This window comes from Paraburkholderia sp. BL6669N2 (assembly GCF_003387275.1).
Taxonomy (GTDB): domain Bacteria; phylum Pseudomonadota; class Gammaproteobacteria; order Burkholderiales; family Burkholderiaceae; genus Paraburkholderia.
In genome coordinates, this window is record NZ_QUNA01000002.1 from 2,502,113 (window position 1) to 2,519,584 (window position 17,472).

Consider the following 17,472-nt stretch of genomic DNA (forward strand, 5'->3'; position numbering starts at 1 on the left):
CTCAGGCACGCAAGGGCCGTTTCATCCGCGACCGGCGGCGCCGGTGTCAGTGGTAGCCGGCGTCCCCTTCCCGCACCTTGCCGCGGAACACGCGGTACTGCATGGCGTTGTAGACGAGGATGACCGGCAGCACGATCACCGTGCCGACCAGCGTGAAGAGCTGGCTCGAATGACTCGACGAGGCTTCCCAGATCGTTAGCGAAGGCGGCACGATGTTCGGCCAGATGCTGATCAGCAAGCCGCTGTATCCGAGAAAGCACAGCGCAAGCGTGAGCAGGAACGGCATCGCTTCATGCTGCAGACGAAGCGATCGAAAAATGCCCCACACGCAGGCCAGAACAAGAATCGGCACCGGCATGAACCAGCCGAGATAGCCGCTCCCGAACCAGCGATGCTCGACCGCCGGCAATCCGATCACGGTCCACAGACTTACCACGAAGATGATCCCCAGCAGTACGGCCAGCAACGGCCGCATCACCTCGCGCATCTTGCGCTGCAGTTCGCCTTCGGTCTTGAGGATTAGCCAGCCGCAGCCGAGCGTCGCATAGGTGAAGAGCACGCCGATGCCGCAGAACAGGCTGAACGGCGACAGCCAGTCGAACGGGTCGCCGGCGAAACGGTCATCGACGATCTTGATGCCTTGCAGCAGCGACCCCAGCACGATGCCCTGGCAAAGGCCCGCGAGAGCCGAGCCGGCAATGAAGGCGAGATCCCACGCATGCTGGGTCCGCGTGGCCTTCGCGCGCAATTCAAAGGCCGCGCCGCGAAAGATCAGCCCCACGACCATCAGGATCAGCGGCAGATAGTTTGCCGGCAGCAGCGTCGAATAGACGACCGGGAACGCCCCGTATAGCCCCGCACCGCCGAGCACGAGGAACGTTTCGTTGCCGTCCCAGACCGGCGCGATGGTGTTGAGCATGACTTGCCGATCGCCTTTCTCCTCGAAAAACGGAAACAGCAGGCCGATGCCGAGATCGAAGCCGTCCAGCATCACATAGATGAAAACGCCGAGGCCGATGATCGCAGCCCACACGACCGGAAGATCGATTTGCATGACCTCACTCCCGTTCCAGTGCGTCCAGCGGACGATTGCGCAACACCGGATGTTTAACGGACCGGCGGGCGTCGACCTCTTCTTCCGGTCCGCGCTTCATCATCTTGAGCATGTAGTAGACCCCCATACCGAATACCAGGAAGTACACCAGCACGAAGATCAGCAATGACACGCCCGCTTGCTGGGCACTGATCGGCGAGAGTGAGTCTTCGGTTCGCAGAACACCATAGACCGTCCAGGGTTGGCGGCCGACCTCCGTCGTTACCCACCCAGCCAACAGCGCGACGATCCCCGACGGCCCCATGCACAGCACGAAAACCTGATACCAGCGCGTCTCGTAGAGGCGGCCTCGCACCCTGAGCAGCAACCCGAGCAAGGCGGCCAACAGCATCAGCATGCCGAGGCCCGCCATGATCCGGAAGGTCCAGAAGATGATTGGCGAATACGGGCGGTCTCTGGCGGGAAACGTCTTGAGCCCGCGGATTTCTCCATCCCAGCTATGGGTCAGAATGAGGCTGCCCAGATGCGGGATTTGCACCGCATAGCGCGTCACTTCCGCATTCATGTCGGGAAAACCGACCAGATTGAGCGCCGTGCCGCCTTTCTCGGTTTCCCACAGGCCTTCAATTGCGGCGATTTTGGCCGGCTGATATTGGCGCGTATTGAGGCCATGCGCATCGCCGACAAAAATCTGCACCGGCGTGAGCAAAAGCAGAATCCACAACGCCATCGAAAAGCTGCGTTTGACGGGTCCGTCGCGCCGGCCATGCAACAGGTGCCACGCCCCGCACGCAGCGACGATAAACCCCGCCACAATGAACGCGGCGATGGTCATATGCGCGAGCCGGTACGGGAACGACGGATTGAAAATCACCTTCAGCCAGTCGACCGGTACGATCCGGCCGTTCATCATGGCGAATCCTTGCGGCGTTTGCATAAAGCTATTCGACGCGAGAATCCAGAAAGTGGACATCAACGTGCCGAGCGCCACCATCAGCGTGGCGAAGAAGTGCGCGCGCGGACTCACACGCTGCCAGCCAAACAGCATGACACCGAGAAAGCCCGCCTCGAGAAAGAACGCCGTCAACACTTCATATGTCAGGAGCGGTCCTGTGATGTTGCCGGCAATGGTGGAAAAGCCACTCCAGTTGGTGCCGAACTCGTAGGCCATCACCACGCCCGAGACCACGCCCATGCCGAAGCCGACCGCGAAGATCTTCGACCAGAACAGAAACATGTCCTTGTAGACCGCGTCGCCGGTCAGCAACCAGCGCCCTTCCAGTACGGCGAGGAAGCTGGCCATGCCTATGCTGATGGCGGGGAAAATGATGTGAAATGAAACCGTGAATGCGAACTGAAGCCTGGCGAGGTGGAAGGCGTCGAAGATTTCCATGATTGAACGGCGGCTCCAGGTTGTACCGGCACTTGCGCAAAGATGAACGCCTCGCGAAGCTGAGAGACATCACTCAGCCGGCGAACCGCGCGCCTCCCGTCTCTTTCCTGGTAGAAGAGTTCGGGAGGCATCATCAGGTCCGCTTCCGGATAATACGCGCCACACCGCCGACACGCTCGCTGCGTGTCCTTGCCTGTTGCCCACGCCACGCCGTCAGGACCTGGCGCCCTCCGTGGACTCCCTGCTGCCGACTTCGTCGGACGACTTCTTCTTTGTCCGGCTATTAGCGCGTTTCGCCTTGGGCGGCGTCGCCTCGCCGCGAACGAACTTCACTTCGCCGCTGTCCTTGTCATAGCTGACCTCGACATTGTCGCCCGATTTCAGTTTGCCGCCGAGAATCTCCTTGGCAAGCCGCGTTTCCAGTTCCTGGCGAATCTGGCGCTTCAGTTCGCGGGCGCCGAACTCCGGCCGGTAGCCGGCCTCGGCCAGATGGTCGACAATCGACTCGTCGATCTTGAGTGTGATGTCCTGGGCCGCCGCGGTGCGCGTGACCCGCTCGAGCTGGATCCGCACGATCGAGCGGATATTCTCGCGAGAAAGTCCGTGAAAGACGATCACCTCGTCGATGCGGTTCAGGAACTCCGGACGGAAGTGGCCCTTGAGCACATCCATCAACTCCTCGCGAAGCTTCTTCTCCGGCAACTGATCCGCCTCGGGCTTCTCGAGGTTATCCATGATGATGTGCGCGCCGAGATTGCTGGTCGCGATGATGATCGTGTTGCTGAAGTCCACCACGCGACCCTTGCCGTCGGTCAGACGGCCGTCGTCGAACACCTGGAGCAATACATTGCTCACGTCCGCGTGTGCCTTCTCGATCTCGTCGAGCAGAATCACGCTATACGGCCGCCGCCGGACCCGCTCCGTCAGCTGGCCACCCTCGTCATAGCCGACATACCCCGGCGGCGCGCCGATCAGGCGTGCCACCGCGTGACGCTCCATATACTCGGACATGTCGATACGAATGACCGACTGTTCATCGCCGAACACCGTTTCGGCCAGCGCCTTCGCGAGTTCGGTCTTGCCGACGCCGGTCGGTCCGAGGAAGAGGAAAGTCGCGATAGGCCGGTTCGCCTGGCCAAGTCCGGCACGCGACAGACGCACGGCGTCGCTCACGGCAAGCACCGCGTCGTCCTGGCCGACCACGCGCTCACGCAGTTTGTTTTCCATGTCCAGCAGCTTCTGGCGCTCTTCCTGTGTCAGTTCCGTGACCGGAATGCCGGTTTGACGCGACACCACTTCGGCGATGGCCGCCACGGTGACTTCAAGCGTTTCCGAACCGGTCTTGCGCTGCCATGCCTCCATCTGCTCATCGAGTGTCGTCTGCTTTTCGCCGATACGTTCCTCGAACTTCTTCGCCTCGTCATAGCGCTTGCGCGAGGACGCGTAATCCTGCTCGCGCCTGAGTTGAGACATCTCGGCTTCGAGTTCCTGGATGTCCGCCGGACGCGAAGTCGCGCCGATCCGTACGCGCGCCGCGGCCTGGTCGATCAGGTCGATGGCTTTGTCGGGCAGAAAGCGCGACGTGATGTAACGGTCCGACATTTCAGCGGCCGCGACAAACGCATCGTCCGCGAAGGTCACCTGATGATGCGCCTCGAGCTTGTCGCGCAGACCGCGCAGGATGACGATGGTCTGCTCGACGGTCGGCTCGGGCACCAGCACCGGCTGAAAGCGCCTCTCCAGCGCGGCGTCTTTTTCAATGTACTTCTGGTATTCGTTGAGCGTCGTCGCGCCGATCAGACTGAGTTCGCCGCGAGCCAGCGCCGGTTTGAGCACGTTCGCGATGTCGAGACCGCCCTCGCCGCCGCCCTGGCCGGCGCCCACGATCATGTGCAACTCGTCGATGAACAGAACCAGTTCGTCTTTCTTTGCCGTCACTTCGTCGATCAGCGTTTTTGCGCGTTCCTCGAACTCGCCGCGATACTTCGCACCCGCCACCATCGAATTGATATTGACCTCGACGAGCCGCTTGCCGCGCAGATTTTCGGGGACCTCGTCGTTGACGATGCGCTGCGCCAGACCTTCGACAATGGCGGTCTTGCCAACGCCGGGCTCGCCGATCAACACCGGATTGTTCTTCCTGCGCCGCGCGAGCACCTCGATCGTGCTTTCGATTTCCTGCGCGCGGCCCAGCACCGGGTCGAGCTTGCCCTGGCGCGCGAGCGCCGTGAGGTCACGCCCGAACTTGTCGAGTGTGGGCGTGCCGGTCGGTGCATCGACGCGGCCGTCCTCGGCGCCTTTGCCGACCACCTTCACCACTTTCTGCCGCAGCCCTTCCGGCGTCACACCATACTTCTTCAGCAGCGTGCCCGCGATACTGTCCGGCACCGCCGCAAGCCCGATCAGCAGATGTTCCGGGCCGACATACGAATGACCCAGATCACGCGATGCCTGGAACCCGTACTGGAACACTTTCTTCAGGCGCGGCGAGATGGTCATTTTCTCGATCGACGCATCGGGATTCGCGGTGCCCTTCTGCGCGTGCTGATCGATATAAGCCTTGATGTCCTGCGGCGAGAGCTTGAGTTCCTTCAGCAGCGCAGTGCCGACATCGTTGTCCGCCAGTACATACAGCAGATGTTCGGTGTCAAGCTCGCTTCGCTGGAGTTCGTGCGCTTTCTCTGCAGCACGCTGCAACAACTCGAGCGTCTGTTCGCTGAAGGCGTCGGTTGCGTCGACCGATTCGCGCGGCACCTCAGCGGAGAGACTCTCGTTATCGTCGTCTTCCTCGTGCGCGCCGCCCATCCCGCCGAAGAAGCGTGACAGACCACCGCCTCCCAATAGCGAGTCGAACGGGTTCGCCATGCTCTGGTGCCGCATTAATTGCCGGTAGTCGTAATCGCAAATCGATAAAGTTTTCCGCTCGCCGTTCTGCACAACGGTCACACGGGCGACGGCGGGACGAGCGTTACAGATTTCGCAAAGGGCGGGCATCGTAAAATCACCTTTCTGAGGTAAGGCATCCGATGTTGTTAAAAGTTTTAGGACGCGTTCAAGTGAGGGGAGAACGCTCGGAACCTGTCGCCGGCCTTTCGTTATGGTTGTGCTCGAGGCCGATGTTTCGCTGTTCAGCGTTCAAAATGGGCGTCGCTTTCGAATAGATAGCGATGCACGAGCGGCTTGGGTCAACCGGCATGCGCTCGCGCTCTCTCACTACGCGTCTGGTCGCCGCATGATTGGCATAACGAACCTAAATAAACCGCCCTTGAATTCTATGAGTGGATTGTGAGTAAGGGGACATTGGTTTTTCCGATGGGGCGCATGGGCCGACATGCCGACGCTATCGTGCGGCGAGGCGACGCGCTCTAATGCGCGTGGTCGTCACTACTTGCGGGCCTCGCGGCGGCTCTGCTCCGCCACGGTGAGAATCGCTTCTGGCATGACTTCGAGCCGCTCTTTCGGGATCGGCTGGCCACTTTCGTCGGAGAGGCCGTAAGTGCCGTCGTCGATTTTCTGCAGCGCACGCCCAATATCCGCAATGCGCTGGTCGTTCACGTCGTGCAGCGACTGATTGATTTCATTCTGCGCCATTCCCTGCGCCGCGTCCTCATACTCCTCGGCCTCGTCGCCGTGCTCCTCCCGAGCCGTTCGATCGTCTGCGATCGTCTCCGCTTCGCCGCCCAGCAATTCCCGGCGCAGCGCCTCCAGGCGCTTGCGCTGCTGCGCGATGAACTCGTCACTCAAGCCGCTCTGTTGGTTCGACATGGTGTTCTCCCTCTGTATGATTGGCCCGCTGAACGTTGGGACAGCGCCGTCAACTGAGATCGACGTTGTCCGCGTAATGGTCGACGGTAACCTTGCATTCGTCGATCACGACCTGAAGAAAAGCAGGATCGTTTCTTTCCACCCATCTTTCCACGTGCAGGAAACGCTGCGTGCCGAGGTCGGCGATGCGCTCGGCGTCCGAGGTTGTGACATCGACCGTAACGATCCCCCGATTTGTTTGCAGAGGCGAGATCGTCGCGGAGAACTGAAACCGTCTATATGAAAATTCTTGTGCCATAGCGACTCCTTGGCAGAAATGAGTTAAACGTACGGTTTCTTCATACGAGTGCGAGGTTTCGTGCGCGCCAGCTTGCGACCACCATGGTCATGCTACCGGGATTACGGCATGATGGCGCTAGCAGCGACACGCAGGCTAAGGAGAAAGCGATGCCAGCATCCACTGTTTTCTATGGCGAGTTCGAGATGGTCGTGCGCCCAGAGACCAATAAGTTCGGCGCCTGGATCGCGAGCGTGAGCCTGAAAAATAGCGCGGGTAAGGTGGTCGATATTCGCCCGATGACCGTTCAGCCCGAATGGCTGACCAAAGAAGAAGCGATCAGAGACGCGGTCGAATGGGGCCGCCGGTTCATCGATCGTGAGTTCGAGACGCCGCAACCGCACTCCTGGGTCAGCGCCCGGTCTCGCGCGGAAGACTGGTTCCGCGATGCCGAAGAAAAATCGCACGGGCCGGACATCAGTTCCTGAACGCGACAAACCTGAACGCTGCAAAGCCGGCCTTGCAACACGCTTGCAGGCTCAGTGAAATCTTTGCGCAGCCGCTCTCTACTTACGCAGACGCGCCTCGATTTCCTGTTTGCTGAGCGACAACAGATCTTCGCTGATCTGCTCGAATATCATTCGACGCGCTTCCTCGCTCAGATTCGAACGCACCATGCCGAGGAATTTCGCCTCCATGGCGAGCCGCAGCCGATTGTAGAGTTGACGGAGCCGCCCTTCTTCCAGATAAGCGGCAACCCGCTTTGCAAATTTCTCGCGGTCTTTCTCAGTCAGCGCCGTGCCGGTGTATTCCTCGTTCACGAGAACTTCGACCTCCTGCAAGTCGAGCTTAAGCCCAGGCGTCTGGAAAACGCGCGCGCGACCTCCGTCAGCCACGACAAGCCAGGTAACTTCGACCATCATGCACCTCTGAGCAGAATTTCTAGCGCATACGCGGCGCCCGCTCGCCGACAGTGCCGGCGACACTCACTCAAGATAGCAGTTCGGACCGGCTACGCCCAAGGTCAATTCGTCGATTCGTCGCATCGGCGTGAAGTTCGCCGCTCGCCCGGCTTGCGGACATTGATGTCCGATAAGTCATGAATGTCAGCATATTGATGGCTGCGGACGCGGTCCTCGGCGTCGGCCCGACGCCAAACCGCGAAGTTCGGTACGATAAGGCCGCCTGTCGCACGAGCACATCCTGCTATGAACGAAATGACAATGGATTGGGGCGGTGTCCGCGTGTTTCTCGCGATCGCCCGTTGCGGCACACTCGGCGCCGCCGCGCGCCAACTGGGACAAACCCAGCCCACCATGGGGCGCCGGCTGCGTGCGCTCGAAAGCGCGGTCGGCCAGGCGCTGTTCCAGCGCACCGCCGACGGCTTCGTACTGACCGACGAAGGCACCGCGGTGTTGAGTTTCGCGGAGCGAATGGAGGAAGAAGCGCTCGCGTTCACACGTTCGCTCGCGGGGACCACGCAGCAGTTGACGGGGTCGCTGCGCGTGTCGTCCTCGGACTGGTTCGGTATTCATGTGCTCACCCCTGTGTTCGCCGCGTTTCTCTCGCGGCATCCGCAGCTCTCCATCGAGTTAATCACCGATTCGCGACGCTACAGTCTTTCGCGCCGTGAAGCGGATCTCGTGTTTCGCATCACGCCGTTCGACGAACCCGACGTGATCCAGCGAAAGGTCATGGATCTTAACTACGCGCTGTACGGGCACGCCGATCTGGTGGCGCCGCAGGCCGGCGATGGCGCGGGCCAATCGCTCATTACGATGGACAGCGCCTTCGAGGCGTTGCCCGACGTGACGTGGATTCGCCGCATGCTGCCGAATGCGCGAGTCGCGTACGCCAGCAACAATCGCGGCGTCCAGGCGCGCATGTGTGCCGAGGGCGGCGGCTTCGCGGTGCTGCCGTGCGCGCTTGGCGACAACACGCCAGGACTGCGGCGCATCGACCTCGGCGAAACGCCGCCGGGCCGCCAAGTGTGGCTCGGCTACCATCGCGACCTTCGACGGCTGGGGCGGTTGCGGGCGCTGATCGACGTTGTCGTCGACAAACTCGCCAACGCATAATTGACATCTGGCCGCCGCTGAAATCACTCACGGTTGCCGACCCGCGCGGCCGGCGTCACTCGATATCGACGACGATCTTGCCCCGCGCGCTGCGATCGGTGATTGCGTTGTACCCTTGTTCCGCCGAGCGAAGACCGAAGCGGTGCGGATCGAGTCGCGGCGTCAATTCACCCGCTTCGGCAAGGCGCGTCGCCTCGCGCAGCATGTCGCCGTGACGCGCCCGATTCTCGCCGCTCAGCAGCGCATGCAGGGTGAACACGCCCGAATACGTCGCCTCGCGAAACGACAGCGGCGCGAGTGCATGCGTACCCCAGCCAAGCGCGCTGACCACATGGCCGAAATGCTTGACCGCCGCGAACGATGCATCGAGCGTCGCGCCGCCCACCGTGTCGGCGACCACCTCGAATCCCGCCCCGCCCGTATGCTGCGCGACATATTGCTCGACGTTCTGCGCGGCGTAATCGATTGGCGTGGCGCCGAGGCGCATAAGCTCGTCGTGATCGCGTGCGCTCGCCGTCGCGAACACGCTTGCTCCTAGCGCCCGCGCGAGTTGCACCGAAACATGGCCCACGCCACCCGCGCCTCCTTGCACGAGCACCGTCTGCCCGGCCTGAAGCTTCGCGCGATCCACGAGCCCCATGTAGGCGGTGATGAACGCAAGCGGCAAAGAGGCGGCTTCGCGCATCGACAGGTTGGAGGGCTTCAGCGCGAGTAGATCCGCGTCGACCGCGGCATATTGCGCGAGCGAACCCTGAATGCCGCCGACACCGCCTGTCATGCCGTAGACCTCGTCGCCCGCTTTGAAACGCGTTGCGCCCGCACCCACCGCCTCGACCACGCCAGCCATGTCGATGCCGAGCACCAGTGGCAGCGGATGTTTTGCATGAGCGGCGCCGCCTGCGCGGATTTTCGTGTCGAGCGGATTGAGACCGGCCGCCGCGATACGCACCCGCACTTGGCCGGGCAACGGTTCAGGGCGAGCCACGGTGGTGAGTTCCAGCGGTCCGTTGTACTGAGAGAGGACGAGGGCTTGCATTGTCATGGTCAACGCTCCTTGCAAATACCGGTGAAAGGAAAAGCAGATGGAGCGAATAGTGACCCATGCAAACGGGCCTGAACACTTAAAAATGTGCACGCTTGCCATGCATTAATGCATGATGCAACGCCTGTAGGCGGCGGTTCTTCATTCAGAGTCTCCCGCATAAGATGACTGACTTTCCAATCCGCCTCGATCGGTACTCCCAGCGAGACTACCGAAAATGTCAGGACGAGCGCCGTCGACGGCGTTGCGCGCCCCGCCCGTGAAGCGGGGCAGGCCCAACATGTCAATTTCGTAATGAACCGGTGGGGATCGCGTCAGGTGCGCAAGCGCAATATGGTTTCCAGACGCTCAGAGAAGAAAGACCTGCGCAATACCAGTAGCGTCGAATGAGCTGCTGCTATTCAGCAAATTTCCCTCGATCAACCCTCGTATTTATTTCGGAGTCTGAATCATGAAGAAAGCTATCGTTTGCATTGCCCTCGCTGCCGCCGCCCTGTCCGCTCCGGTGCTCAGCTTCGCGCAATCCAACGGGCCGGTGACACGCGCCGAGGTCCGCAGCGATCTCGTGCAGTTGGAGCGAGCCGGCTATAGCCCGGCGCGTTCCGACGACGCCAGCTATCCGGCCGACATCCAGGCCGCCGAAGCAAAAGTCGCGACGCAATCCACGCATCAGCAAACGCAGACCTACGGCGGTGTGCCGGCGAACGGCACGTCGTCCGGCGGACCGGCGCATACGGCGATGCAATCGACCTGTATCGGTCCGGCCAGCTTCTGCACCCCGTACTTCGGCAAATAAGCGATATACCGCGCCGGTCTCGTGCTTGCCGCCAGACGCACGGGACCGAGTTTGATGACGCGCAGCTTTTTCTGCGCGAGGCAGAAGCCGCGGCGGCCGCACACGACTCAATCCTGCAAGCCGCGCACGTTCCGGTAAGAACAGCGGCTCGAATCGACAAAGCGCACGCGAAACTCGACCGGCTGGTCTTTGAACGTGAAGGCCGTGCGTTCGATGCGCAGCACCGGCGCGCCGACTTCGATATTCAGCGCGCGCGCCACTTCTTCGTCGGCGGCCGCCCCGCCCAGATCTTCCACCACGCGCACGACTGAGATTCCAAAATGCTCCTGGTAAAAGCCGTAAATGGAACCGCGCCGTGCCTTGAACATCTCGGCTTCGAGCGTCGGAAACACGTCGAGCGGAAACCACAAACGATCGAGCATGACAGGCACGTCATCATGCAGCCGAAGATTGTCGGCGGTGGCAAGCCGTGCGCCGCGCGCGAGCTTGAGCGTCGCGGCGAGTTCCGCGCTCGCGCGCTCCTTGCCGAAACGCAGCAGGCGCGCGGTGACTTTCAGTAATTCGCCGTCTGTATCGACGAAGCTGAAGTAGTGGTCGAACGCATGTTCGTCGGCGAACTTCGCGACGATCGTGCCGCGCCCTGCCCGGCGAATCAGCAGACGCTCGGCCACCAGTTCTTCGACCGCGCGGCGGATCGTGCCGATGCCGACGCCGAATTCCTCGGCTAGTTGCGGCTCCGTCGGAATCTTGTCGCCGGCTGTCCATTGGCCGGTACGAAGGCGCTCGAGAATACCGGCGCGGACGATTTCATAGAGCGGTTGCTCTCCCGGAGTACGAAGTCCTGGCATTCAGGTCAGTGTCAGAGTGAAGAAAAAAGGAATCGGAAAACGCCGCCCGATCCGCGATGAGAGGGCCGCGAAACGCACGCGTTTCATGCGCCGCTTCCGGTCCAATTCGCGGCCCGATTCGCGGCCCGCATGGCGAATTCCGGAAGGATACAGGATCGACACCCAAATGCATCACGACCGCTGGGCGCCGCGCCTAACAACCGCGAGGATCGAAGACAATCGGCGTTGACCCGAACCCGCCTCTTAATTCGAATCATTCGAATGATTCGATTGACGAAGGCATGATGTCGCCCTAGACTGATCTCCATCGCGCAACCACGCGCGCTTACATCAAAGGAGATGAGCCATGCCGAATTTCATCAAGCACATTGCATTCAAGGTTGAAGATGTCGAGAAGGAACGCGCGTTCTATGAGAACGTGTTTGGCTACAAGCACGTGAATACGGTGCGTCGCAAGGGCAAGAACGGCGACCACATTTCGCATCACCTGACCGACGGCTATATGGACCTGACGTTGATTCACTATGAGCAATCGGATTCGGACGAAGCCGATTTCGCCGGGCCGGCGCCATGCATTCACCACATCGGCATGGAAGTGGATGACCTCGAGGCGTTTATCGCGCAGATCAAGGAAAATGGCGGTGAAATCCTGACGGCGCCGGGTCATCTGCCGGTCAAGTTCCGTTCGCCGAACGGGCCGGTGGCCGAAGTCGTGCCCATGGATCGCTGGGAAAAGAAGACGCTCGCCGCCGGCGTACACGGCGAAGTACTCGAGTAACTACGTTCAGGTTCGCGTTTCAGCTCGCATTACACCAATTAAATGGCGAGCGGTTCGACGTACGGCGACGTGGAGCGATCCCCGCGGCGCCGCGACACCAAACGCAACGGCACGTGCCGTTGCGTGGTCGCAAGGAGGAGACACGATGGAATCGATCCGCCGCCGCAAGCGCTTTTCCGCGACGACAGGCGTACTGATTGTCCTGTGCATCATGTCGTTCCTGATGTATGTGGACCGCACCAACATTTCCACTGCGGCTCTCGCGATCCGTCGCGATCTGCATCTGAGCAACTCGCAGCTTGGCATCGTGTTTTCCGCTTTTGCGCTGACCTACGCGCTCGCGATGATTCCAGGCGGCTTTATCAGCGATCGTCTCGGCGCCCGCAAGATGCTCGCCGTGTGCGGCGTGCTGTGGGGTCTCGGCACGCTCCTGACCGGCCTCGCCGGCGGGCTGGGTACGCTGCTGCTCGCGCGCTTCGTCGTGGGATTGGGCGAAAGCCCGATCGTACCGGCATCGGCCCGCGCGTTGACCGCGTGGATGGAACCCGAGCGGCGCGGCTTTTCGCAAGGCATCACGCATGCCTGCGCCAGGCTGGGCAACGCATCGACGCCGATTCTCGTCGCCAGTCTGATCAGCGCATTTTCGTGGCACATCGCGTTCATCGTGCTCGGCGCGGCGAGTCTCGCGTGGGTCGTGCTGTGGGTCTGGTACTACCGCGACAATCCCGCTGATCATCCGGGCATCACACCCCAGGACATCGCGCGCCTGCCCGCCAAACTCGGCACGGCACGCGTGCCGATGCGCTGGCCGCCGCTCTTGCGGGCGCTCTGGCCGGCTACTCTAGTGAGCTTCTGTCACGGCTGGATTCTGTGGTTCTTTCTCAACTGGATGCCGTCGTTTTTTGCGCAGGCGTATCACCTGAATATCCGGCATTCAGCCATTTTCAGTTCGGGGATTTTCCTGAGCGGCGTAGTCGGCACCACGCTCGGCGGCTCGCTCAGCGATCTGATGCTGAAGAAGACCGGCAACATTCGCCGCTCGCGTCAAACGCTGATTACAGTGGGGTTTCTCGCACCCATCGTGTTCTTCGTGCCGATGTTCCTGCACACGTCGTCGACGCTTGCCGCGCTCTCGCTGGCCGCCGCGCTGTTCCTCTCCGAACTGGTGACCGCGCCGCTGTGGGCCGTCGCAATGGATCTCGCACCCAACCACGCGGCGACCTCGAGCAGCATCATGAACGCGGGGCTTGGCATTGCGGCATCGGTGTCGCCGCCGCTCGTCGGATGGCTGGTCGATACGACGCATTCATGGCAACCGGTGTTCGCGCTGTCGATGTTCTTTCTCGCGCTCGGGCCAATCGCCGCGCACTGGATTCGCCCCGACCGTCCCTATCTCGGCGAGCCCGAAGCGAAAGCGAAGGAGGCCGGCGGTTTTGCGGCGCGGATGGATGCTTACTGAACGCGGCGCCTCGCCAACGCATGTCGGTTGGCGACGAGTTGGCCGCGTCGAACCTCACGCAGTGTGCGCACGAAATCGTAGGCTAGGACTTCGCAGCGTTGCCGTTGTCATCCCCGATAACGCCGAACTCGACGGGTGTCTTCACGTAGAACAGATGCACGCCATCGGCGCGCAGCCGGTCGAATAACCGGTCGGCTTCGTCGCTCGTCACCGCCATCACGACGGACAAAGGCTGGTCCGCCAGCTCGAAGAAATGTGCAGAGTGAATGCGGCGATGGTGGCCGATTCCTTCGCAGCCTGGTATCACGGTCGCGCCGCGCAGGCCAAGTTCGCCCGCAAGGTGGACGAGCCAGTCAGCCAGCGGCTTGCCGCGATGGCGGCGATCCTGTTGAGTAAAGAAAGTGACCTGATAGCCGTTCATGTCGGTGTCTCCTGTCCGCGCTGGATCGCTGTCGATTATTCTTGTCAGTAGAGAGGCGCGGCAATACCTGCGTCGCCGGTTCGACGCAGTCGTCGGCATCATCAGCCGAGCCATGGAATAAGTGTAGATGCCGGGCAGAACGAGTGCCAGCTAAGGCTGCCGGGATGCCCCGTATTCCTGCTGCCAGCAGCGCAGGCCGAACAGCGGCACGAGCCCATAAGCGTGGTCCAGCATGTCCGACTGCAGGTTTTCGTCACGGCCGCAGCGATTCCCGACGCCCGCAGCTTACGTACTCTCTTCTCCAACACCGCCGCAGCCACATTCGCAACGTGTGACGCTGGAAGAACCGCGGCTCCGATTGCGCGAGCGGTTCCTGAACGGCAAACTGCATCGTACAACTCGCGGATTCGCAATTGCACTGATTGAACCCTGCCCTGCCCCGGGTCGAGTTTTATCCCTGCTCGATCTCAAGGAGCCGCGCGTCAAGCCGCCGCGCTAGCGCCGCGCCGCCTTCGCGCATCACCACGTCGTGATTCCATTGGAAAACCGGTCGCAGCAACGGCGCCAACGCATTCATCCACGCGCGTTTCGTATGCACGCACCAGTCATAGCGGACCACGGTCAGGTTGCGCCCGTCGGTCGAAAAGCTCCACCGGCCTGCGCCTTCGACATCGCCACTGGCCTCCCCCTCCAACGCGACCAACGGGTCGACGCGCGTCACCCGCATATCGAACACGAGGCGGTAGGGCAACCAGCCTTTCCACGTATAGCGTTGAACGACGCCCACGCCTTGATCCGAACCCGCCTGCAGCTGGTCCACGCGCTCGACGTTATGCCACCATTCGGGCCAGCGCGCCGAGTCCTGGATTGCCGCCCACACTTCCTGCACTGGCGCATCGATGCGCCAGGTGGTGGAAAAGCGGTATTCGACCGTGCGCAAGCTGCCTCCATTCTTAATATCGTTCCAGAGATTTTGGCAGATGCTCGTTGTACTTGCCATCACCGGCGAAACTACGCCGCGCGACAAAACGTAGAACAGCCAGAAGCAGCCGACGGCCGCTGACGCGCTCGGTGTCAGGATTAACTCTCGCCCGTCGTCCGATAGGACTTATGCTAAGATAAAAGTTCGCACACGAACTAAATTACAGCAAAAAAGCGCCGTCCGCCGGAGCGCAACAGGTGAGGTTGAAACATGGATCATCGGCTCGTGTATCTGCTCAATGTGGGCCAAAAGCGCCTGCATCGGTGGTCGCAAACTCGGACAGCCGCAGGTGGAGTCACTGCGGCGCAGGCGGGGCTGCTTTTCTTTCTCGGGAAAAACGACGGAGCACTCACGAGCGAGGCGGCTGCGGCGCTCGATCTCAAGGCACCGGGAATGAGCGGGTTGGTCGACAGAGCGGAGCGGGCCGGTCTCCTGGAACGCCATTCGGACGAACTCGATGGGCGCGCGTCGCGACTTTGGCTAACGGCGGCAGGACGCACCGCACTCAAGCGGTCGAAGTCGGGCCTCGCTGAACTGAATGTCAGGCTGACGGAAGGATTTACGGAGGCCGAGATCGACGTGGTTGCGCGCTGGCTGACGAGTTTGCAGGACAAGTTTCCCGATGTCGACGAGGAAACGGCGTAAGGCGACACCTGAGGACGGCGGCAGCAGCATACCGCCGTGTTGCCCGGCAGTGTTCGCCGCTTCCATCAGCGTGCAATCCTCGTGAAGTCCGGCCGGCGTTTCTGAGCAAGCGCCAGAAATGCTTCTTTCCCCTCCGCGCTGGCAAGCCGCTCCAACAATGTGACGCTTTCCCGATCCATCTGGGCTGTCAGCCGCTCTGCGCCCCGCATGAGCCGTTTCGTTGCTGCCAGTGATCCGTAGGCACGCAGGGCACATTTGAGCGCACCAACTTGTTCGCATGCGAAATATATAATATTCGCATGCGAAGTAAACGTGTTTGTCATCGACAAGGCGGATCAGCAAGAACGCCGTTGCAGAATGCAACTGCGACCCGCTTTCGCAAAACATCGGAAATTCGACCGCGAAGCCGTCCGCTTCCAGTACGCCGCATCCCACGCGTTCTGCAAGCTTTAAAAAATGCCCAATGCTGGTCGCGAATCCCAATAATTGGTCTTCAACAACCCTGAACCGTCGAGCAGTATGGAGCGAACGCTTCCCATTATTCTCATCCGTCTTCTTTCAGGCATCAACTCGGTAGTAATACTATTAAATCGGTGTATCGTGCACAAAAAAAGCCGCGCGTCGCACGCCGGTCATTCGTATTCAGACCAGTTAAGGGTATACATCGATTAGTAGCCAAAAGTGCGTGATATAGCATTTTCGTGGGGTAGTCATGCGTACGCGCGTGCACGTGGGCTTTCCGAAAGGAGCGATGCCCAGCTCCGGTGCCTGTCTTGCCGGAGTTTTTTCTGCTTGCGCCGTTACAACCAGTGAAACGTTCTACAACTGAGAGACGGGAGACTGAGATGGCGCAATCGAAGGAAGACAAGGACGAAGTACAGGGGACGCGTCGTGGTTTGCTGCAGGGCGCAGGACTGACCGCGGCACTGGCGCTAATGGGTGGAATGGGCGGAATGATCTCGTCGGCCCAGGCGGCGGAAGGCGGTTCGTTTCCAGCACACAAACGTTGGAAGATCGTATTCGTCAACCATGTCACGACGAATCCCTTCTTCGTGCCCACGCAATATGGCATTCAGGACGCGACCGCCTTGCTCGGCATGGACTATCAATGGACCGGCTCGGCCAATGCCGACATCGGCGAAATGGTGAATGCGGTCAACGCGGCGATTGCCGCGAAAGCCGACGCGATCGCAGTACCGATCGTCGACCCCAAGGCGTTCGACAAACCCATCCAGGCCGCGCTCGACGCCGGCATTCCCGTGTTCGCCTATAACGCCGACGCGCCTTCGGGTTCCACCAATCCGCGCCTTGCGTACATCGGCCAGGATCTTTATCTGTCCGGCTACCAGATGGGCGAGCGGATCGTGAGCCTCATCGACAGCGGCCTCGTCGCGCTCTTTATCGCCACCCCCGGCCAACTCAACATTCAGCCCCGGCTCGATGGCGCGGCGGCTGCAATCAAGAAATCGGGCAAGAAGATCGACGTGCAGACCATCGCTACCGGCGCGACCGTCAACGAAGAACTCTCGAAGATCAAATCCTTCTTTCTCGGCCACCAGGATCTCAAAGGCATGTTCGCGGTGGACGCGGGCAGCACCCAGGGCGTCGCCGAAGTCATGAAGGAATCCAACCTGCCGTCCAAGGGCGTGCACGGCGGCGGCTTCGATCTGCTGCCGCGCACGGTCGATCTGATTCACGACGGCTTCCTCGACTTCACCATCGACCAGCAGCCGTACGTGCAAGGTTTCTATACCGTCGTCGAGGCATTTACTTTCCTCGCCTCCGGCGGCCTCGTCGGGCCGGCCAACGTCAACACGGGCCTGAAGTTCGTCACCAAGGGCACGGTCGATCCGTACCTGAACACATCGACGCGCTATGAAGGCAAGAGCACGAAACCCCAGATCGTGCCACGCACGGGTGCGATCAAAGGGTGA

General features: G+C 61.0%; 17 protein-coding genes. 7 read left to right on the top strand and 10 right to left on the bottom strand.

Annotated features, from left to right (window positions below):
- Positions 1 to 46: 46 nt before the first annotated feature.
- The 5 genes from cydB to B0G80_RS33725 all read right to left on the bottom strand — a co-directional run bounded on the left by cydB (position 47) and on the right by B0G80_RS33725 (position 6,510).
- A complete protein-coding gene (gene cydB, locus B0G80_RS33705; protein ID WP_116122139.1) occupies positions 47 to 1,054 on the bottom strand; it encodes a cytochrome d ubiquinol oxidase subunit II in 1,008 nt (335 codons plus the stop codon).
- 4 nt (positions 1,055 to 1,058) lie between these two features.
- Entirely contained in the window at positions 1,059 to 2,447 is a 1,389-nt protein-coding gene (locus B0G80_RS33710; RefSeq protein ID WP_116122140.1) for a cytochrome ubiquinol oxidase subunit I, read from the bottom strand.
- Positions 2,448 to 2,660: 213 nt separating this feature from the next.
- Positions 2,661 to 5,441 carry an ATP-dependent Clp protease ATP-binding subunit gene (locus B0G80_RS33715; protein WP_116122141.1) on the bottom strand — a complete coding sequence of 927 codons (2,781 nt, stop codon included), beginning with the start codon at positions 5,439 to 5,441 and terminating at the stop codon, positions 2,661 to 2,663.
- A gap of 390 nt (positions 5,442 to 5,831) precedes the next feature.
- A complete protein-coding gene (locus B0G80_RS33720; protein WP_116122142.1) occupies positions 5,832 to 6,212 on the bottom strand; it encodes a TraR/DksA C4-type zinc finger protein in 381 nt (126 codons plus the stop codon).
- A gap of 49 nt (positions 6,213 to 6,261) precedes the next feature.
- A complete protein-coding gene (locus B0G80_RS33725) occupies positions 6,262 to 6,510 on the bottom strand; it encodes a hypothetical protein (protein WP_116122143.1) in 249 nt (82 codons plus the stop codon).
- 83 nt (positions 6,511 to 6,593) lie between these two features.
- Between B0G80_RS33725 and B0G80_RS33730 the strand changes: the two genes are divergently transcribed.
- Positions 6,594 to 6,977, top strand: a complete 384-nt coding sequence (locus B0G80_RS33730; protein WP_258879110.1) for a DUF6566 family protein — start codon at positions 6,594 to 6,596, stop codon at positions 6,975 to 6,977.
- 78 nt (positions 6,978 to 7,055) lie between these two features.
- On the opposite strand, the gene B0G80_RS33735 is transcribed toward B0G80_RS33730, so the two are convergent.
- Positions 7,056 to 7,412 carry a host attachment protein gene (locus tag B0G80_RS33735; protein WP_258879111.1) on the bottom strand — a complete coding sequence of 119 codons (357 nt, stop codon included), beginning with the start codon at positions 7,410 to 7,412 and terminating at the stop codon, positions 7,056 to 7,058.
- 285 nt (positions 7,413 to 7,697) lie between these two features.
- Here B0G80_RS33735 and B0G80_RS33740 point away from each other — a divergent pair, with 285 nt between their 5' ends.
- Positions 7,698 to 8,567 carry a LysR family transcriptional regulator gene (locus B0G80_RS33740; RefSeq protein ID WP_116122145.1) on the top strand — a complete coding sequence of 290 codons (870 nt, stop codon included), beginning with the start codon at positions 7,698 to 7,700 and terminating at the stop codon, positions 8,565 to 8,567.
- Positions 8,568 to 8,622: 55 nt separating this feature from the next.
- On the opposite strand, the gene B0G80_RS33745 is transcribed toward B0G80_RS33740, so the two are convergent.
- On the bottom strand, positions 8,623 to 9,609 hold the full coding sequence (locus B0G80_RS33745) for a zinc-dependent alcohol dehydrogenase family protein (protein WP_116122146.1): 987 nt from the start codon (positions 9,607 to 9,609) through the stop codon (positions 8,623 to 8,625).
- Between the two features lie 451 nt (positions 9,610 to 10,060).
- On the opposite strand from B0G80_RS33745, the gene B0G80_RS33750 reads away from it, so the two are divergent.
- Positions 10,061 to 10,405, top strand: coding sequence for a DUF4148 domain-containing protein (locus B0G80_RS33750; protein ID WP_116122147.1), 345 nt, complete (start codon positions 10,061 to 10,063; stop codon positions 10,403 to 10,405).
- A 107-nt stretch (positions 10,406 to 10,512) separates the two neighbouring features.
- On the opposite strand, the gene B0G80_RS33755 is transcribed toward B0G80_RS33750, so the two are convergent.
- Positions 10,513 to 11,253, bottom strand: a complete 741-nt coding sequence (locus B0G80_RS33755) for a GntR family transcriptional regulator (protein ID WP_116122148.1) — start codon at positions 11,251 to 11,253, stop codon at positions 10,513 to 10,515.
- A gap of 346 nt (positions 11,254 to 11,599) precedes the next feature.
- On the opposite strand from B0G80_RS33755, the gene B0G80_RS33760 reads away from it, so the two are divergent.
- Together B0G80_RS33760 and B0G80_RS33765 are read left to right on the top strand one after the other, a co-directional pair.
- Entirely contained in the window at positions 11,600 to 12,031 is a 432-nt protein-coding gene (locus B0G80_RS33760) for a VOC family protein (RefSeq protein ID WP_116122149.1), read from the top strand.
- A gap of 145 nt (positions 12,032 to 12,176) precedes the next feature.
- On the top strand, positions 12,177 to 13,490 hold the full coding sequence (locus tag B0G80_RS33765) for an MFS transporter (protein ID WP_116122150.1): 1,314 nt from the start codon (positions 12,177 to 12,179) through the stop codon (positions 13,488 to 13,490).
- A gap of 82 nt (positions 13,491 to 13,572) precedes the next feature.
- On the opposite strand, the gene B0G80_RS33770 is transcribed toward B0G80_RS33765, so the two are convergent.
- Both B0G80_RS33770 and B0G80_RS33775 read right to left on the bottom strand, forming a co-directional pair.
- Positions 13,573 to 13,911 carry a DUF190 domain-containing protein gene (locus tag B0G80_RS33770; protein ID WP_116122151.1) on the bottom strand — a complete coding sequence of 113 codons (339 nt, stop codon included), beginning with the start codon at positions 13,909 to 13,911 and terminating at the stop codon, positions 13,573 to 13,575.
- 451 nt (positions 13,912 to 14,362) lie between these two features.
- Positions 14,363 to 14,851, bottom strand: coding sequence for an SRPBCC family protein (locus B0G80_RS33775; RefSeq protein WP_116122152.1), 489 nt, complete (start codon positions 14,849 to 14,851; stop codon positions 14,363 to 14,365).
- A 252-nt stretch (positions 14,852 to 15,103) separates the two neighbouring features.
- On the opposite strand from B0G80_RS33775, the gene B0G80_RS33780 reads away from it, so the two are divergent.
- The gene (locus B0G80_RS33780) at positions 15,104 to 15,538 is read left to right on the top strand and encodes a MarR family winged helix-turn-helix transcriptional regulator (RefSeq protein ID WP_116122153.1); all 435 of its coding nucleotides are present in this window, start codon (positions 15,104 to 15,106) and stop codon (positions 15,536 to 15,538) included.
- An 845-nt stretch (positions 15,539 to 16,383) separates the two neighbouring features.
- Positions 16,384 to 17,472 carry a sugar ABC transporter substrate-binding protein gene (locus tag B0G80_RS33790; RefSeq protein WP_116122154.1) on the top strand — a complete coding sequence of 363 codons (1,089 nt, stop codon included), beginning with the start codon at positions 16,384 to 16,386 and terminating at the stop codon, positions 17,470 to 17,472.

What these genes read in the sequence shown, in the direction of transcription:
- B0G80_RS33780 (WP_116122153.1), top strand. Translation starts at nt 15,104, where the DNA reads ATGGATCATCGGCTCGTGTATCTGCTCAATGTGGGCCAAAAGCGCCTG.
- cydB (WP_116122139.1), bottom strand. Translation starts at nt 1,054, where the DNA reads ATGCAAATCGATCTTCCGGTCGTGTGGGCTGCGATCATCGGCCTCGGC.
- B0G80_RS33710 (WP_116122140.1), bottom strand. Translation starts at nt 2,447, where the DNA reads ATGGAAATCTTCGACGCCTTCCACCTCGCCAGGCTTCAGTTCGCATTC.
- B0G80_RS33750 (WP_116122147.1), top strand. Translation starts at nt 10,061, where the DNA reads ATGAAGAAAGCTATCGTTTGCATTGCCCTCGCTGCCGCCGCCCTGTCC.
- B0G80_RS33765 (WP_116122150.1), top strand. Translation starts at nt 12,177, where the DNA reads ATGGAATCGATCCGCCGCCGCAAGCGCTTTTCCGCGACGACAGGCGTA.
- B0G80_RS33760 (WP_116122149.1), top strand. Translation starts at nt 11,600, where the DNA reads ATGCCGAATTTCATCAAGCACATTGCATTCAAGGTTGAAGATGTCGAG.
- B0G80_RS33755 (WP_116122148.1), bottom strand. Translation starts at nt 11,253, where the DNA reads ATGCCAGGACTTCGTACTCCGGGAGAGCAACCGCTCTATGAAATCGTC.
- B0G80_RS33725 (WP_116122143.1), bottom strand. Translation starts at nt 6,510, where the DNA reads ATGGCACAAGAATTTTCATATAGACGGTTTCAGTTCTCCGCGACGATC.
- B0G80_RS33720 (WP_116122142.1), bottom strand. Translation starts at nt 6,212, where the DNA reads ATGTCGAACCAACAGAGCGGCTTGAGTGACGAGTTCATCGCGCAGCAG.
- B0G80_RS33730 (WP_258879110.1), top strand. Translation starts at nt 6,594, where the DNA reads ATGGTCATGCTACCGGGATTACGGCATGATGGCGCTAGCAGCGACACG.
- B0G80_RS33745 (WP_116122146.1), bottom strand. Translation starts at nt 9,609, where the DNA reads ATGACAATGCAAGCCCTCGTCCTCTCTCAGTACAACGGACCGCTGGAA.
- B0G80_RS33770 (WP_116122151.1), bottom strand. Translation starts at nt 13,911, where the DNA reads ATGAACGGCTATCAGGTCACTTTCTTTACTCAACAGGATCGCCGCCAT.
- B0G80_RS33790 (WP_116122154.1), top strand. Translation starts at nt 16,384, where the DNA reads ATGGCGCAATCGAAGGAAGACAAGGACGAAGTACAGGGGACGCGTCGT.
- B0G80_RS33735 (WP_258879111.1), bottom strand. Translation starts at nt 7,412, where the DNA reads ATGATGGTCGAAGTTACCTGGCTTGTCGTGGCTGACGGAGGTCGCGCG.
- B0G80_RS33715 (WP_116122141.1), bottom strand. Translation starts at nt 5,441, where the DNA reads ATGCCCGCCCTTTGCGAAATCTGTAACGCTCGTCCCGCCGTCGCCCGT.
- B0G80_RS33740 (WP_116122145.1), top strand. Translation starts at nt 7,698, where the DNA reads ATGAACGAAATGACAATGGATTGGGGCGGTGTCCGCGTGTTTCTCGCG.